Origin of the sequence: Phycicoccus elongatus Lp2 (assembly GCF_000367525.1) — a bacterium.
GTDB lineage: Bacteria > Actinomycetota > Actinomycetes > Actinomycetales > Dermatophilaceae > Phycicoccus_A > Phycicoccus_A elongatus.
Window position 1 is genome coordinate 2,946,272 of sequence record NZ_HF570956.1, and the last position, 16,990, is coordinate 2,963,261.

Genomic DNA, 16,990 nt, shown 5'->3' on the forward strand with positions numbered 1-16,990 from the left:
AGCCTCGATCCACCGATGGGCAGGGTGGTAGTGGGCTGAGGAGGCGTGTCGGGACATGAGAATGCCCCTGTGTGGCAACAGAATTGGAGTTCTTCACGCTTCAGTTCGTCACACACGCAAGGGGCATCTCGTAGGTGAAACTCTCTCACACCCTCCCAGCGACCTCGGCGGTCTTCGACGACCCGAATCTTGTGTCGGCCGCCGGGTTGGTTCCGGTCTTGGCCCTGGCTGATCGGGCGGGGCTGCGACGCCTTGCGGATGAGCATCTGAGCGTGCCGGGTGACAAGGGCGCCAACGCCGGGTTGAAGGTCGCCTCGCTGGTCGCGGGGATGGTCGCTGGCGCCGACAGCATCGACGACATGGCGCTGCTGCGGCACGGTGGGATGGGCCGGGTCTTCGCCCGGGCGTACGCGCCGTCGACGTTGGGGTCGTTCCTGCGCTCGTTCACGTTCGGTCACGTCCGCCAGCTCGACGCGCTCGCCTCGAGGTTCCTCACACGCCTGGCAGCTCAAGGCGAGCGAGCCGCGCAGGTCGTCGGCGACGGCACCGGTGGCCGGGTGTTGGTCGATATCGACGACACGATCATTCAGGTGCACGGCCACGCCAAACAGGGAGCCGGGTTCGGCTACTCCGGGGTCCGCGGGCTGAACGCGTTGCTGGCCACGGTCACCACCACTGGGTCGGCACCGGTGGTCGTGGCGCAGCGGCTACGGAAAGGCTCGTGCGGGTCCCCGCGCGGAGCCAAACGGTTGGTCGCCGACGCGCTCAAGACCGTGCGCACGCTGCACCCCGGTCAGGGCAAGCCGTTGCTGCGGGCGGACTCGGCGTTCTACGGGGCGCCCACCGTCGGTGCCGCGGTCCGCGCCGGGGCGCAGGTGTCGGTCACCGTACGCCTGGACCCCAAGGTCAAGGCCGCGATCACCACCATCAGCGAACACGCGTGGACCCCGATCGAGTACACCGACGCCATCTACGACGAGGCCAGCGGCACCTGGGTGTCGCGGGCTGAGGTCGCCGAGGTGCCCTTCACCGCGTTCTCCTCCAAGAAGGCGGCCGATCAGGTTCCCGGGCGCCTGGTGGTGCGCCGCATCCCCGACGTCAACGCTGACAAGAAGAACGCAACCGGGCAGGGCACCCTGTTCGACACCTGGCGCTTCCACGCCTTCTTCACCACCACCGACCCCACCGACCTGGACACCGTCGCCGCGGATAAGACCCACCGCGGACACGCGATCATCGAGCAGGTCCACGCCGACCTCAAGAACTCCGCCCTGGCGCACCTGCCCTCAGGCAAATTCACCGCCAACGCCGCCTGGCTCGTGCTGGCCGTCATCGCGTTCAACCTCACCCGCACCGCAGCCACCATCGCCAGCGCCGACCTCGCCAGAGCCACCACCGCCACCATCCGCCGCAAGCTGATCACCGTCCCCGCCCGGGTGGCGTCCTCGGCCCGACGGGTCACCCTGCACCTACCGACCGCCTGGCCCTGGCAGGAAGCGTGGACCCGCCTGTTCACCCAGAACTGCGGCCCACCAGAACCGGTCAATCCCTGACCACCCAGCCGCCCCGGCCCGACCGAACAACCGACGTGGAACACCCTGACAGCCAGGTCAGGACAACAGCCACGCCCTCAAGCCGGAGCCGCGGCCCAGAGCGAAATCAGCTCACCCCACCCAGGACGTCGGTGGATCGAGGCTTAGATGGTGCGCCCGCGCAGCACGATCGCGATCGGGATGCGCAGCACCCCCAGGTCGTCCCTGGGATCACCGGCCAGGACCAGGAGGTCCGCGTCGGCGCCCTCCTCCAACGCCGGGCGCCCGAGCCAACGCCGGGCCGCCCACGAGCCGGCGTCGAGCGCCTCGGCATTGCTGAAGCCGCAGGCGAGCAGTTCGTGCATCTCGTCGACCACCAAGCCGTGCGCGATGCGGCCCCCGCCGTCCGTGCCGACGTAGATCGGTATGCCGGCCTCGCGGGCAGCCGCGATCGTTGCGTGCCGCCGGGCGTGCAGGTCGAGCATGTGCGCGGCATACGTGGGGAAACGCCCGGCGCTGGCGGCGATCGAGGGAAAGGTGTCGATGTTGACGAGCGTCGGCACGATGCTGATCTGCTGCGCCGCAAAGGTGGCGATCGTCGCCTCGGTCAGCCCGGTCGCGTGCTCGATGCAGTCGGTGCCGGCTTCCGCGAAGTCGTGGAGCGACTCCTCCTCGAAGCAGTGCGCGGTCACTCGCGCCCCCTCCTCGTGGGCCGCCGCGATCGCCTCGGTGAGGACATCGACCGGCCAGCACGGCGCGAGGTCGCCGACCTCGCGATCGATCCAGTCCCCCACGAGTTTGACCCACCCGTCGCCGGCCCGGGCCTCGACCCGGACCTGCGCGACCAGGTCCTCGGGCTCGACCTCCCACGCGTAGTTGCGGATGTAGCGGCGAGGGCGTGCGATGTGGCGCCCGGCGCGGATGATCCGCGGGAGGTCCTCCCGGTCGTCCACCCAGCGCGTGTCGCCCGGTTGACCGGCATCGCGGATGAGCAGTGTGCCGTGGTCCCGATCGGTCAGCGCCTGCTGCTCGGCGACCTCCCGCGGCACCTCACCGGGAGGGCCGAGGCCGACATGGCAGTGGGCGTCGACCAGCCCCGGCACGACGTGGCCGGCCAGGGTCGTCACCTCGTGCGCGCCGGTGGGCCGCTCGAAGGTCAGCCGATCACCGATGACCCACGCCTGGTCCCTCACCTCGTCGGGGCCGACGAGGATCGGGCCGGTCAGGTGCAGCACCGTCGCCATGTCGAGAGCCTAGCCCTCACGGGACCGTTGCCGTTGCTCGCGATGGCCCGAGGTACCTTGGACCACGCGTCGACGGTCGTCGCCGCGCTGATTAGTCGATCGCCGCGGGGCGATGAGGAGGACGCGTGACCACGGCCCAGTGGGAGGTCCCCCCGCGCAAGCGCAAGATCCTCTTCGGCGAGATGCTCGTGTTCGCCATCCTCAGCCTCATTGCGGCCGCCGTGCTCTCGATCGAGGCGATCACTCTCGCCAAGAACCCCGATGCCGTCCTGAGTTGCTCGTTCAACACGTGGATCGACTGCGCCAAGGTCGGCTCGACCTGGCAGGCGAACGTCCTCGGCTTCCCCAACGCCTTTCTCGGCCTGGTGTCCGAGCCGGTCGTCATGACGATCGCCGTCGCCTCGCTGGCCGGGGTGCGCTTCCCGCGGTGGTTCATGTTCACCGCGAATGTCTGCTACCTGCTCGGCGTCATCTTTGCCTATTGGCTGCTCTGGCAGTCCACCTATGTCATCGGCGCCCTCTGCCCCTGGTGCCTGCTCGTCACGGTCTCCACGACCTTCGTCTTCACCTCGATGACCCAGTGGAACATCCGGGAGAACAACCTCTTCCTTCCCGAGGGGCTCCAGGCCAAGGCCTTCGCCTTCGTCGACAAGGGCTGGTTCACGGTCAGCGTCATCGCCTGGTTCGCGTTGATCATCGTCCTCGAACTGCTCAAGTGGGGTCACCGCTTCCTATGAGCCAGCGACGCGTGGCCCTGGTCACCGGCGGCAGCCGCGGCATCGGTCGCGCGATCGCCCAGGACCTCGGGCGTGACTGGCACGTCCTTGTCGGGGGCCGCACGTCAGCGGCGGTCGCACCGGTCGTCGCCTCCCTCCCCTCCGCCGAGCCCTTCGTCTGCGACCTCGCCGACGAGGAGGCGACCGCCCTCGCCGCACGGCGGATCTCCCACCTCGACGCCCTCGTCCACTCCGCCGGGATCGCGCTCGGAGGGCACGTCGCGGACCTCACGCGCGACCAGCTGCGCCACATCTTCGAGGTGAACGTCATTGCGGTCGCCGACCTCACCCGGCTGCTCCTCCCGCTGCTCCGCGCCTCGGGCGACGGACATGTCGTCGCTCTCAACAGCGGCTCCGGCTTCGCGAGCGGCCAACCCGGCTCCACGGCATACAACGGGAGCAAGCATGCGCTCCGGGTGCTCACCGATGCCCTGCGCGAGGAGGAGCGCGGGCGGGTGCGCGTCACCTCGATCCACCCCGGTCGGACCGACTCCGACATGCAGCGGCAGCTTCAGGCGACGAGCGGCCGGGACTACCGCGCCGAGGACTTCGTCCGACCCGAAACCGTTGCGGCACTGGTGCGCACGGCACTCGAGACCTCGCCGGAGGCACAACTGGAGACGCTGTCGGTGCGCCCCGTCGTCACGAGCTGAGCGGGGCGCGCAGCAGGCGCGTGATCGTCTCGACGACGACGCCGGGGCTGTCGGCGTGGACCCAATGGCCGGCGCCCTTGACCGTCACCTGCCGGACCCGAGGAAAGTAGGTCCGCATCGTCTCGACGTCGGCGTCGGTGATGTACTCCGACTCTCCACCGCGCAACCACACCACCGGCCCCGGGTATGCCGCGCAGCCGGCGACCGCTGCAGTCGGCCAGTCCGCGATGACCGAGGCGGTGCCCTGGGCGGCATCGGCGGCAAAGAGCTCGACGTTCGCCTGCCAGCGCCAATGGTCGCCCTCGCGGCGGAGATTCTGCAGGAGGAACGCGCGCACACCGGGGTCGGGCTCAACCTCATGCGCATACCATTCGTCCGCGTCGGCGCGAGAGGCCAACTGCGACAAGGGCATCCGTTGCATGCCCTCGATGTAGCCGCGGAAGCGATGCAGGTCGCCGTAGGACTTGGGAGCGATGTCGACGATGCACAGGCGCTCGATGAGCTCGGCGTGCTGGAGGGCGGCGACCATGGCGGTCTTGCCGCCGAGGGAGTGACCGACGAGGGTCCACCGCTCCCCGGGGGCCGCCGCGCTGAGGGTGTCGGCGAGTTGCGCGGCATACCCCTCGAAGGAGAAGGCGCCGGACCACGGTGAGCGCCCGTGGTCCGGAAGGTCGACGAGCAGAGCCCGCGCCTGCGTGCCTGAGGGGCCGCTGACCGCCTTCGCGATCTGCATCCAGTTCCGGCCTTGCCCGAAAAGGCCGTGGCAGAAGGCGATTCGCGGTCCTGCCGTGCCGACAGACAGGGTGTGCAGGCTCACTTGCCCAAGAACTTCTCGAAACCGGGAGGCAGTTGAGAGGTGTCAAGGGCGCTGGCGTCCAGTCGTGACGTGCCCGACGGGGTGCCGAAGGCGCTCCCCCCGGACCCCTTCGCCGCGGACGCGCGCGCCTCGGCGGCCCGCTTCGCCGGATTGCCCGACTTCGACTTCTTGCGCTGCGGCGCCGGCTGGCGACCCTTCTTGCCGGCACCACCACCCAGGCCCGGCATACCGGGAATGCCGCCACCGCGCGCGAGCGACTTCATCATCTTCTGCGCCTCGCCGAATCGCTCGAGGAGGGCATTGACCTCAGAGGCCGTGACCCCCGACCCCTTGGCGATACGGGCGCGGCGCGAGCCGTTGATCTGCTTGGGGTGGGTCCGCTCGAAGGGTGTCATCGACTGGACCATCGCCTCCACCCGGTCGAACTCACGCTCGTCGAGGGCGTCGAGTTGGGCGCGCATCTGGCCCATGCCCGGCATCATCCCGAGCATCGACTTCAGCGAGCCCATCTTCTTGATGGCCGCCATCTGCTGGAGGAAGTCGTCGAAGGTGAAGTCCTCCTGGGCGAGGAACTTGCGCTCCATCTCCTGCGCGTGGCGCTGGTCGAAGGCCTTTTCGGCCTGCTCGATGAGAGTGAGGACGTCACCCATGTCGAGGATGCGCGAGGCCATCCGATCGGGGTGGAAGACCTCGAAGTCCTTGACGCCCTCACCGGTCGAGGCGAACATGATCGGCCGCCCGGTCACCGAGGCCACCGACAGTGCCGCGCCACCGCGGGCGTCACCGTCGAGCTTGGACAGGACGACACCGGTGAAGTCGACGCCGTGGAGGAAGGCCTCGGCGGTGTCGACCGCGGCCTGGCCGATCATGGCGTCGATGACGAACAGGACCTCGTCGGGCTGGATCGCGGCGCGAATGTCCGCGGCCTGCTGCATGAGGTTCTCGTCGACCGCCAGGCGGCCGGCCGTGTCGACGATGACGACGGAGTAGAGCTTGTTGCAGGCTTCCTGGATACCCGCCTCGGCGACCGCGACGGGGTCGCCGAAGGATCGGGTCCCCTCGATGGCACCGGTGACCGCGTCGTGCCCGGCGATGTTGCCGCGCTCCGGCGCGAAAACCGGAACGCCGGCGCGCTGGCCCACGACCTCCAACTGGGTGACGGCATTGGGGCGCTGGAGGTCGGCGGCGACGAGCAGTGGCGTCTGCCCCTGGTCCTTGAGGAACTTGCCGAGCTTGCCGGCCAAGGTCGTCTTGCCCGAGCCCTGGAGGCCGGCAAGCATGATGACGGTCGGTGGGTTCTTGGCCAGCCGGAGCTTGCGGGTCTCGCCACCGAGGATCGAGACGAGTTCGTCGTTGACGATCTTGACGACCTGCTGCGCCGGGTTCAGCGCTCCCGAGACCTCAGCGCCGAGAGCGCGCTCGCGCACGGCGCTCGTGAACTCCTTGACCACCGGGAGGGCGACATCGGCATCGAGGAGGGCGAGCCGGATGTCACGAACCGTCTTGTTGACGTCGGACTCCGAGAGCCGCCCCTTGGTGCGGAGGTTCTTGAAGGTCGCGGTCAGGCGATCAGAGAGACTGTTGAACACCGCACAAGGCTAACCGAGGCCCCCTTCCCCCCAGGACCGAGAAGGGGGCAGCAGCCGGCGGCATACCTCCACTGTCGGCCCGCGTGACCCGCGCGGCGGGTGAACTGGCGGCCCTGGTCGTCGCCGAGTCAGGCGCGGTCGCGGGGTTCACCCCCGGCGCTGAACCTCGTCGGCGTGACGCGGGCATTCAGCTGCACACCAGCGTGACCCCGTTCAGTCAGCTCTTGGCTGGCCATTGCGGCCACTGATCGCGTCCAGCGGGCCGGTTCCTCCATCGGCCCTCAGGACTCGCAGGTGTCGATGACCAGCCCGACGACCTGCGCGACCTGGGCCGGGGCAAGCGGGCGATCGGCCACATCGGTCAGGTAGAAGGTGTCGAGGGTCTGACCTGCATAGGTCGCCACGTGGGCCGAGCGCACCGAGATCCCGGCACGAGTGAACGTGCGGCCCAGATCGTGGAGCAGTGCGGGCCGATCCTGGGCGCGTACTTCGAGCACGGTGGCGTCCGGGCTCGCGCCCGGCACGATCATCGCGCGGGCCTGGCCCGGTGAGGCCGTGTCCGCCGTCGCACTGGGCCGCGTCGGCCGGTTGCGCCGTTTCTCCAGGGCGACCAACGGGCTCAGGTCGCCCGTGGCCAGCCGCTCGATCAGACGCCCAATCCGCGCCGGGTCCGGGTTCTCCACACGAGGGGACTCGACATGCCACTCGTTGACCGCCAGCCCATCGAGGGTGCGCACGATGGCGGTCCGGACGATGAGGCCCTCGACGGCCAGCACGCCCGCCGTGTCGGCGAACAGGCCCAAGCGGTCGGTCGAGATGATGTCGAGCCGCCACGCCGACCCCGACGACCGGGCCTCGACGTGCACCCGCCCAGCGCGCACGGCACGTTCGACATCGGCCGGTTGCGCCCGGGGAGCAGGGTCGTCCGGTTCGGGCGCGTCGGGGTCGAGCCGGGCACGCACGGCGGTGGTGAGTTGAGCCACGAGGGAGGACCTCCAGTCCGTCCAGGCCGCCGGTCCGGCGGCCGCTGCGTCGGCCTCGGTGAGGGCCCGCAGCAGGTCGAAGCCAGCCAGGGTGCCACCCGAGGCGCTGATCGCTGCCTCGACGGTCCCGGGGTCGGCATGGTCGCGTCGAGTGGCCAGCTCGACGAGGGTCAGGTGCTCCCGCACCAATCGTTCGACGAGCGCCACATCGGCCTCTGGATGGCCCATCCGCTCGACGATGGCACGGGCGAGCGGGGCGCCCTCGAGGCTGTGGTCGCGGGCACCCTTCACCTTGCCGATGTCGTGCAGAAGTGCCGCGATGAGCAGCAGGTCGGGCCGGGAGACCTCGCGAACCATCCCGCCGGCGTGCACCACCGTCTCGACGAGGTGACGATCCACCGTGTGTCGATGCACGGGGCTGCGCTGCGGCCGCGAGCGGACGGCACTCCACTCCGGGAACCAGCTGCCGATGATGCCGGCTTGGTCGAGGCCCTCCCAGACGGGCACGAGGCCCGGCCCCGACGCGAGCAAATTGCCCAACTGCTCACGTGCCTCGTCGGGCCAGGGCACAGGAAGGGGCGAAACCTTGGCCAGGTTGGTCAGGGTCGCGGGAGCGATCGGTACTCCATGGGTGGCCGCCAGGGCGGCCGCTCGGAGAGGCAGAACCGGGTCGGTGAGCAGCCGATCGTGCCCGAGGACGAGTTCACCGTCGCTGACGAAGAGTCCGTAGCCGAGCGGAGTCATCTGCGGGCGGCGTGGGCCCACCCTGAGCAGGCGTGCCCGCTGGGCCTGACTCGCGCGACGCATCGCTGCATCGAGCGAATGAGCAATCACCCGCCCGGCGTCGGAGATCTCGGTGAGCAGGTCGTCGGCGTCGTCGTGTCCGAGGAGTGCCGCCACTGCGTCATGGTCCTGGCGCAGCAGCCGGTCACGGCCACGTCCGGTGACGACATGGATCGCGTCACGCACGTCGAGCAACAGCCCGGTCGCGGTGACGACCTCGCCACGGGGTCGCTGGGCGAGCCACGCCTCGGCCAGGGCGGCGAGAATGGTGAGGTCTCGCAGGCCACCCTTGGCCTCCTTGATCTCCGGTTCAAGGCTCTGGGCAAGGTCACCGTGCCGGGTGTGGCGGGCGGCCAACGACTCCAGCATCTCGGGCAGGCGCCGTCGTGCCGCCCCCCGCCAATCGTGGGCGACCGTGGCACGAGCCGCCGTCACCAGTTCGCGGTCGCCGGCGACCCAGGACAGATCGAGCAACCCTATGGTCGCCGTCAGGTCGGCCTGGGCCACCGAACGGCACTGGGCGACGGTGCGGACACTGTGGTCGAGCTTCACCCCGGCGTCCCAGATCGGGTACCAGATCCGGTCGGCGAGTGCGTTGATCGCCGACTCGGACAAGACCCGCCCGCTGTGGAGCAGCACGAGGTCGACGTCACTGAGCGGCCCCGGGTCGTCCCGCCCCAAACTGCCCACCGCTGCGAGTGCGACACCGTCCGTGCGCATGCCCGCCGTGGCCCCACGCCACAGCCCGGCCAACCAGGCCCGGGTGTGGTTGGCGAGCGCGGCGCGGCGCCGAGGCCCCGCCGTCGTGTCGTCGAATGAACGCACGTCCGCGATCGCGAGCCGAGCGGCCTGCTCCTCGGTCGTCGTCATGACTCTCCTTGTCAAGCGTCGAGTGCTGGTGCCGGTGCCTGCGCTCCGACACCAGCACTCGACTGGCTCAGGGATGGATGGTGATCGGCTGATCAGAGGGCTTCGGCGCCGCGCTCGCCGGTGCGGACCCGGACGACCTCCTCGACCGGCACGACCCAGATCTTCCCGTCGCCGATGCGACCGGTCTGGGCGGCCTTGAGGATGATGTCGGCGACGGATGAGGCGTCGAAGTCCTCGACGAGGATCTCCAGTCGGACCTTGGGCACGAAGTCGATCTGGTACTCGGCGCCGCGGTAGACCTCGGCGTGCCCGCGCTGCCGTCCGTAGCCGGAGGCCTCGCTGACCGTCATGCCGGTGATCCCGAACGCCTCCAGGGCGTTCTTGACCTCGTCGAGTTGGTGCGGCTTGATGATGGCGGTGACGAGCTTCATCACTTGGCTCCTTCCGGGGAGAGGCTCTCGGTGTGGTGGCGGGCGTCGTGGATCGGACCCGATCCTGAGACTCCCACCCGGCCACCGCGGGAGACCAGGTCGTAGGCGGTCTCGGCGTGCTCCGCAGTGTCGATGCCGGCGGTCTCGGCATCGGCCGGGATCCGCCAGCCCATGGTGGCCTTCAGGGCGAGGGCGATGACCGTGGTGACCACGCCGGTGATGACGAGGGAGGCGAGGGCGATGACGATCTGGATGATCGTCTGGTCGAGGCCCTTGCCGTAGAAGAGGCCGGTCGAGGTGGAGAGCAGGCCGGCACCGACGGTGCCCCAGAGGCCGGCGACCAGGTGGACACCGACGACGTCGAGGCTGTCGTCGTAACCGAAGCGGAACTTCAGCCCCACGGCATACGCGGCGAGGACACCGGCGACCAGGCCCAGGATGATCGACCCCATCGGCGAGAGCGCACCACACGCCGGGGTGATGGCGACCAGACCCGCCACGACGCCGGAGGCGGCGCCGATCGAGGTGGCGTGACCGTCACGCAGCTTCTCGATGAGCAACCAGCCAACCATGGCGGCGCAGGTGGCGACGGTCGTGTTGACCCACACCAGCGCGGCGGTCTCGTCAGCGGCAAGCTCGGATCCGGCGTTGAAGCCGAACCAGCCGAACCACAGCATGCCGGCGCCGATCATGGTCAGCGGCACGTTGTGGGGTCGCATGGCGACCTTGCCGAAGCCGAGGCGCTTGCCGACGACCAGGGCGAGGACCAGGCCGGCCATACCGGCGTTGATGTGGACGACGGTGCCACCGGCGAAGTCGATCGGCGCGACGTTGGCGGCCCCGTCGGTCGACCCGAAGATCAGTGAGGACAGGCCGGACTCACTGCCGGACAGCAGACCACCACCCCACACCATGTGCGCGATCGGGAAATAGGCCAAGGTGACCCAGAGGCCGGAGAACACCAGCCAGGTGGAGAACTTGACCCGGTCCGCGATGGCGCCGCTGATCAGGGCCACCGTGATGACGGCGAAGGTCAACTGGAAGCCGACGAAGATCAACTCGGGGATGTTGCCGTAACCCTCGTAACCGAACGGGTTGACGAGCCCGTCGGTCCCGGCCAGGCCGAGCTTCTCGAAGGGGTTGGCGATGATGCCACCGATGTCTTCGCTGCCGAAGGCCATCGAGTAGCCGTAGATGACGTAGATCAGCCCGACGACCCCGAAGGCGCCGAAACTCATCATCATCATGTTGAGGACCGATTTGGCCCGGGACATGCCTCCGTAGAAGAGAGCCAGTCCGGGGACGGTCATGAACAGGACGAGGGAGGCGCAGACGATGAGGAACGCCGTCGCGGCGTAGTCGATCGTGGGCGCCTCGGCCATGGGCAAGGTTGCGATGCTCATGGCGAGGACTCTGCGCGTCTCGCGTTAAGGCCGGTCTCAGGTCGTGTTACGCCCGTGTTGCGGTCGGGCGCGCGCGGTTGCCTTTGCGTTTCATCCCGGGCCCCGTCCCACTGTGTGGGACACGGACGATCAGTCGAGGATTGCGGAGACGAAGGCCTCAGGGTCGAAGGGTGCCAGGTCGTCCGGGCCCTCTCCGAGGCCGACCAGTTTCACCGGCACGCCGAGTTGGCGCTGGACGGCGACGACGATGCCACCCTTGGCGGTGCCGTCGAGCTTGGTGAGCACGATGCCGGTGACGTCGACGACCTGGCCGAAGACCTCGGCCTGACGCAGGCCGTTCTGTCCGGTGGTTGCGTCGAGGACGAGGAGCACCTCGTCGACCGGGGACTGCTTCTCGATGACCCGCTTGACCTTGCCGAGTTCGTCCATCAGGCCGACCTTGTTGTGGAGGCGGCCGGCCGTGTCGATGACGACCACATCGGCCTCGAGTTCTGCGCCGGCCTTCACGGCGTCGAAAGCCACTGCCGCCGGGTCGGCACCTTCTCGGTCCGAGCGGATCGTCGGCACGCCGACGCGCTCCCCCCAGGTCTGCAACTGGTCGGCCGCGGCCGCGCGGAAGGTGTCGGCGGCGCCGAGCACGACGTCCTTGTCCTCGGCGACCAGCACGCGGGCCAACTTCCCGACCGTGGTCGTCTTGCCGGTGCCGTTGACACCGACCACCAGCACGACGGCAGGGCGCCCCTCGATGCGCGAGTTGGCGACCGACCGGTCCATCGACGGGTCGACGAGGGCGAGCAGGTCTTCGTGGAGCCAGCGGCGCACGCTGGCCTCGTCCGTGGTGTTCTCGATCTTGACCCGGGTGCGCAGCTTGTCGACCAGTTCGGTCGTGGCCTGGACGCCGAGGTCCGCGGCGAGCAGGGTGTCCTCGACCTCCTCCCAGGCCTCCTCGTCGAGTTGGCCCCGGGAGAGGAGCGCGAGCAGGCCCTTGCCGAGCGCGGAGTTCGAACGGGCCAGCCGCGCGCGCAGGCGCTGGAGGCGACCAGCAGGTGCGTCGGGGGTCTCGACCGTGGGCCGGCTGGGAGGCGGTGGGAGGGTTTCCTCGGTGACCTCGGTCGACTCGGCGGGCGGAGGCAGCGTGTCGACCGGTGCCCGACTCGGCGCAGTGGTGGGCGAGTCATTCGCCTCCTGCGATGTCGGCGATGTCGTCGACGGCTGTCCGCTGGGCGGCGCAGGGAGGTCCTTGGTGCGCCCAGCCCTGCCACGGAGCAGGCCGAAGGTCAGGCCGCCGAGGATGACGAGGATGCCGACCGCGACGGCAAGGTACTCCCACAGGGTGTCGATCGCACTCACCGCTTCATCCTCCCAGCCCGGCGGTCGTCACCCAAACCCGTCAGAAGATCGCGACCCGCTGGGAGGGCTCGAGCCACATGCCGTCCTCGGCGGTGGTGGCGAAGGCCTCGTGGAAAGCGTCAAGGTTGCGGGCCACCCGGGCGCGCAGGTCCATGGGGGCATGCGGGTCGACCTGCACCAACCGCTTGGCCTCGGCCTCGCGTGCCTTCCCGCGCCACACCTGCGCCCATCCGAGGAAGAACCGCTGGTCCGGGGTGTAGCCGTCGAGATCCGTCGCGCCCGCGCCTTCGCGCGCGATCCGATAGGCCGCCAGGCCGATCGCCAGGCCGCACAGGTCGCCGATGTTCTCGCCGACCGTCAGGGCACCGTTGACCTTCTGCCCCGGCGCATCGTCGGGCTCGAGCTGGTCGAACTGGGCGATGAGGGCGGAGGCCCGCTCGGTGAATCGGGCTCGGTCCTCGTCCGTCCACCAGTTGCGCAGGTTGCCGGTGCCGTCGAACTGTGACCCCTGGTCGTCGAAGCCATGCCCGATCTCGTGGCCGATGACTGCCCCGATGCCGCCGTAGTTGACCGCGTCGTCGGCGTCGACGTCGAAGAAGGGCGGCTGCAGGATGGCCGCCGGGAAGACGATCTCGTTCAGTCCGGGGTTGTAGTAGGCATTGACCGTCTGGGGTGTCATGAACCACTCGCTGCGGTCGACCGGCGAGCCCAACTTCGCCAGGTTGCGGTCGCCCTCAACCCTCGCGGACCGCCGGACGTTCCCCACCAGGTCCTCGGCCTCGATGGTCAGGGCCGAGTAGTCCTTCCACGTGTCCGGGTAGCCCACCTTCGGGGTGAAGGCCGCCAGCTTCGCGTGAGCCTGGGCTCGGGTATCCGGCCCCATCCACGCCAAGGAGTCAAAGGCCTGACCGAAGGCCGTCACGAGGTTGGCGACCAGGTCGGTCATTGCCGTCTTGGCGTGCGGGGGGAAGTGCCGCTCGACATAGAGCTGGCCGACCGCCTCCCCGAGGGCGCCCTCCACGAGCGTGACGCCCCGCTTCCAGCGGTCGCGGATCTGGGGCACGCCGGACAGGGTGCGTCCGTAGAGGTCGAAGTTCTCTTCGACGAAGGCCTGCGGCAGGTAGGGCGCCCAACCATGGACGACCTGCCAGCGCAGCCAGTCGCGCCAGTCGGCCATGCCCACCTCGGTCAGGGCGGTCGCCGCCATCGCCGTGAGATAGCTCGGCTGCCGGGCGATCACCGCGTCGAGAGTGTGCGACGGCGCCTCCATCGCTGCCAGGTAGGTGGACCAGTCCAGTCCCGGCGTCAGTTCGGCCAGTCCTGCGGGATCGACCAGGGTGTAGGTCTTGACCGGGTCACGGTTGGTCACCTTGTCCCAGTGCGCGCTCGCCAGCCTCGTCTCCAGCGCCAGGATGCGGTCCGCGGCCGCCTGGGGGTCGGGTTGAGCGGCGAGCGTGAGCATGCGCGCGATGTGGTCTCGGTATGCCGCGCGCACCCCTTCGTGGCGCTCCTCGCGGTAGTAGGACTCATCGGGCAGGCCGATGCCGCCTTGCTCGAGATAGACGACATACCGGCTCGAGTCGCGGTCATCGGTGTTGACGAAGGCGTGGACGAGCCCGCCGAAACCGTCGCGGGCAAATCGGCCCAATGCGGCGACGACGTCCTGCGGAGTCCGTGCGGCCGCGGCGATGGCCAGGTCGTCCGTGATCGGACCCAGCCCGAGGGCATCGATCCGCTCGGTGTCCATGAAACTGGAGTAGAGGTCGCCGACCTTGGCTGCCACCGAGCCCGCCTCGGGTGACGAGGCGGCCACCTCGGTGATGATGTCGCGCACCTGCTCCTCGGCCTGCTCCCGGAGCACATCGAAGGTGCCATAGCGACCGCGATCAGCCGGGATCTCGGTCCGGTCGAGCCATCGTCCGTTGGTGTGCCGGAAGAGGTCGTCCTGGGGCCGGATGGTGGGGTCGATCGAGGCGGTGTCGAGGCCGGAGCGCACGGGTGGTCTCCTCTGCCGGGCAGAGCCGGCGGTCAGGGGCGAGTCGTCGTTCCCATCAGATCACACCGACCCGACAGTGCGCCCCCGGAGGAGTCAGCCGTGTGCCGCCTCGCGAGCACGGCGCGGCCGGACCTGGTCGCTGCGCTCGCGCAGCGCGCCGACGACCTCTTCGCCGCGGGCCGTGAGCAGGTCGCGCCCCTCGCGCCGTGCGGGGACAGCGACAAGGGCGACGACCGCGAGGGCAAGGCCCATGCACAGCAGGGTGGCGAGGACAAGAGCGGTCATGTCATCTAGGGTGACGCACGCGGCGCGGCATACCCAAATCGACACACGGGACAAGCCCGGTCAGGGGCGGGACGCGTCCGACCGACCGAGGGCTAGGCTTGCCGATCGTGACGACGGACACCGAGGTCGACCCAGCGGCCGGCGATGGACACCACCCCCCTCGACCTCGCAAACGCCGCCGGCTGCCGCTCATCGTCGAAATCCTCTTGGCGCTGGCCGCTGTCGCCTTGGTCCAGACCTTCCTCGTCAAGCCCTTCGGGGTGCCGTCGCAGTCGATGGAGCAGACCCTCAAGATCGGCGATCGCATCGTCGTCAATCGGCTCGACGACACGGTGAATCGCGGCGACATCATCGTCTTCGGCCACGGCGACACCTGGCAGACCTCGAAGCGCGCCCCGGACAGCAACCTGGTCAAGCGAATCGTGCGCACCTTCGGGGACATCACGGGGATGGGGCCGAGCAACACCAACTACACGGTCAAGCGGGTCATCGGCCTCCCGGGGGACAAGGTGTCCTGCTGCTCACCCGACGGCAAGGTGCTGGTCAACGGACTCCCCCGCACCGAGCCCTATGTCTACGAGGACCTCCCCTTCGTGGCGGGCTCGTGCGAAGACTCCGCCAACGCCTCACCTCGCTGCTTCGGCACGATCACCGTCCCGGCCCACAGTTATCTCGTCCTGGGTGACCATCGCTCCCAGTCGGCGGACAGCGTGATCGCCTGCCGATCCTCGACGTCGGCGTCAGGGTGCGCGAAGTTTGTCGACGAGGACCGAATAGTGGGGCCGGTGGTCTTCCGACTGTGGCCACTGGGGAGTTTCGGCACCATCGATTGACCGGTCGCCTGACCTCCCCCGGGCCGAGACCGAGAGGCCGATCCGGGTCAGGCGCTGGCCGTCGCCACGTCGCGCAATCGCTGGGACACCACCGTCGTGATGCCGTCGCCACGCATCGTCACGCCGTAGAGCGCGTCGGCGATCTCCATCGTCTTCTTCTGGTGGGTGATGACGATGAGTTGGCTGCTGTCCCGCAACTCCTCGAAGAGGGTGATGAGGCGGCCCAGGTTGGTGTCGTCGAGGGCTGCCTCGACCTCGTCCATGATGTAGAACGGGCTCGGCCGGGCCTTGAAGATCGACACCAGCAGGGCGACGGCGACCAGGGAGCGCTCACCACCGGAGAGCAGCGAAAGCCGCTTGACCTTCTTGCCCGGAGGGCGGGCCTCGACCTCGATGCCCGTCGTCAGCATGTCCGAGGGATCGGTGAGCACGAGCCGGCCCTGACCGCCGGGGAAGAGCCGATCGAAGACGCGCTCGAAGTGGGCCGCCGTGTCGTGGTAGGCCTCGGTGAAGACCTCCTCGACGCGCTCGTCGACCTCTTTGACGATGTCGAGCAGGTCGCGCTTGGACTTCTTGAGGTCCTCCAACTGCTCGACGAGGAACTTGTGGCGCTCCTCGAGCGCGGCGAACTCCTCGAGCGCGAGTGGGTTGACGCGACCAAGGGCGGACAGACCACGCTCCGCGCGGCGCAGCCGCTTCTCCTGATCCTCGCGGACGAAACTGCCGGGCTCGGGCAGCTCACCCTCGTGATCGGGCCCGGCAATGAACGGAATCGGTTGCTGTGGACCGAAATCCTCCATGAGAACTTCGGGGTCGATGCCGAGTTCTTCGATCGCTTTCGCCTGGAGTTGCTCGATCCGGGCCACCTGGCGCGCGCGGGCGACCTCGTCGCGGTGGGCGGTGTCGGTGAGTTCACGCAGCTCGTCCTGGTGGACACTCATCTGCTGCCGGAGGACATGGATGGCCTGGTCGCGCTCGGCGCGCCCGGTCTCGGCCCGGTCACGGGCCTGGGCGGCGGTTCCGAGGGCGGTCGCGATTCGCTCGTGGGCGTATGCCGCGGCGACGGCGACCGCTTCGGCGATGCCCGCCTCCCGCCGGCGACGCTCCTGCCGCTGACGCAACCGCTCGCGCGCGGCGAGTTCGTTGCGGGCGGCGCCCTCGAGGGATTCGGCGCGGCCCTTGACGGCGCGGGCCCGCTCCTCCTTCGTGCGTAGCGTGAGCCGCAACTCGGTCTCGTGAGTGCGGGCCTTGCTCGCCTCGAGTTCGAGCCGGTCGCGCTCATCCGTGGAGGGCTCTTCGACCTCGTCGGGCTGCGCCGAGGCCTCTTCGAGCCGGGCGGCGAGCGCGGTGAGCTCGGCCTGATCCGTCTCCAGGGCTCGGCGTGCTTCGGAAATCGCACGCGTCGTGCGGTCTGCCTCCGCGCGGGCGTTGCGAGCCGCCGCGCC

The 16,990-nt window shown here is 69.3% G+C and carries 13 protein-coding genes and 1 pseudogene; 4 read left to right on the plus strand and 10 right to left on the minus strand.

The features are described from left to right. The first annotated feature begins 134 nt into the window (after positions 1-134). Positions 135-1,553 (plus strand): IS1380 family transposase, encoded by a 1,419-nt coding sequence (locus tag BN10_RS14275; protein ID WP_010849201.1) that lies wholly within the window; start codon positions 135-137, stop codon positions 1,551-1,553. Between the two features lie 143 nt (positions 1,554-1,696). Here BN10_RS14275 and BN10_RS14280 read toward each other — a convergent pair whose 3' ends face one another. After that, complete coding sequence (locus BN10_RS14280; protein ID WP_010851958.1) at positions 1,697-2,776, minus strand: amidohydrolase family protein; 1,080 nt, start codon at positions 2,774-2,776, stop codon at positions 1,697-1,699. A gap of 125 nt (positions 2,777-2,901) precedes the next feature. Here BN10_RS14280 and BN10_RS14285 point away from each other — a divergent pair, with 125 nt between their 5' ends. Both BN10_RS14285 and BN10_RS14290 read left to right on the plus strand, forming a co-directional pair. Continuing rightward, the gene (locus tag BN10_RS14285; protein WP_010851959.1) at positions 2,902-3,513 is read left to right on the plus strand and encodes a vitamin K epoxide reductase family protein; all 612 of its coding nucleotides are present in this window, start codon (positions 2,902-2,904) and stop codon (positions 3,511-3,513) included. Next, entirely contained in the window at positions 3,510-4,205 is a 696-nt protein-coding gene (locus tag BN10_RS14290) for an SDR family oxidoreductase (protein WP_010851960.1), read from the plus strand. The genes BN10_RS14285 and BN10_RS14290 overlap by 4 nt, the downstream gene beginning before the upstream one ends. Here BN10_RS14290 and BN10_RS14295 read toward each other — a convergent pair. The 8 genes from BN10_RS14295 to BN10_RS16495 form a co-directional block, all read right to left on the minus strand. Further along, on the minus strand, positions 4,195-5,022 hold the full coding sequence (locus BN10_RS14295; RefSeq protein ID WP_010851961.1) for an alpha/beta fold hydrolase: 828 nt from the start codon (positions 5,020-5,022) through the stop codon (positions 4,195-4,197). The genes BN10_RS14290 and BN10_RS14295 overlap by 11 nt on opposite strands. Then, positions 5,019-6,611: a signal recognition particle protein gene (ffh, locus tag BN10_RS14300; protein WP_010851962.1), complete on the minus strand. Its 1,593-nt coding sequence runs from the start codon at positions 6,609-6,611 to the stop codon at positions 5,019-5,021. The genes BN10_RS14295 and ffh overlap by 4 nt, the downstream gene beginning before the upstream one ends. Before the next feature lie 281 nt (positions 6,612-6,892). Further along, entirely contained in the window at positions 6,893-9,247 is a 2,355-nt protein-coding gene (locus tag BN10_RS14305) for a [protein-PII] uridylyltransferase (RefSeq protein ID WP_010851964.1), read from the minus strand. A gap of 92 nt (positions 9,248-9,339) precedes the next feature. After that, positions 9,340-9,678 (minus strand): P-II family nitrogen regulator, encoded by a 339-nt coding sequence (locus BN10_RS14310; RefSeq protein WP_010851965.1) that lies wholly within the window; start codon positions 9,676-9,678, stop codon positions 9,340-9,342. Beyond that, positions 9,678-11,081 (minus strand): ammonium transporter, encoded by a 1,404-nt coding sequence (locus BN10_RS14315; RefSeq protein ID WP_010851966.1) that lies wholly within the window; start codon positions 11,079-11,081, stop codon positions 9,678-9,680. Before BN10_RS14315 ends, BN10_RS14310 begins: the two co-directional genes overlap by 1 nt. Before the next feature lie 129 nt (positions 11,082-11,210). Continuing rightward, entirely contained in the window at positions 11,211-12,431 is a 1,221-nt protein-coding gene (gene ftsY / locus BN10_RS14320) for a signal recognition particle-docking protein FtsY (protein WP_010851967.1), read from the minus strand. Between the two features lie 40 nt (positions 12,432-12,471). Beyond that, complete coding sequence (locus BN10_RS14325; protein ID WP_010851968.1) at positions 12,472-14,427, minus strand: M13 family metallopeptidase; 1,956 nt, start codon at positions 14,425-14,427, stop codon at positions 12,472-12,474. 93 nt (positions 14,428-14,520) lie between these two features. Continuing rightward, a complete protein-coding gene (locus BN10_RS16495) occupies positions 14,521-14,712 on the minus strand; it encodes a hypothetical protein (RefSeq protein WP_156917252.1) in 192 nt (63 codons plus the stop codon). A gap of 107 nt (positions 14,713-14,819) precedes the next feature. On the opposite strand from BN10_RS16495, the gene lepB reads away from it, so the two are divergent. Further along, entirely contained in the window at positions 14,820-15,545 is a 726-nt protein-coding gene (gene lepB / locus BN10_RS14335) for a signal peptidase I (protein ID WP_010851970.1), read from the plus strand. Between the two features lie 47 nt (positions 15,546-15,592). Here the strand turns inward: lepB and BN10_RS14340 are convergent. Then, positions 15,593-16,990 (minus strand): annotated as a pseudogene (locus tag BN10_RS14340) (chromosome segregation protein SMC); the annotation flags it as partial.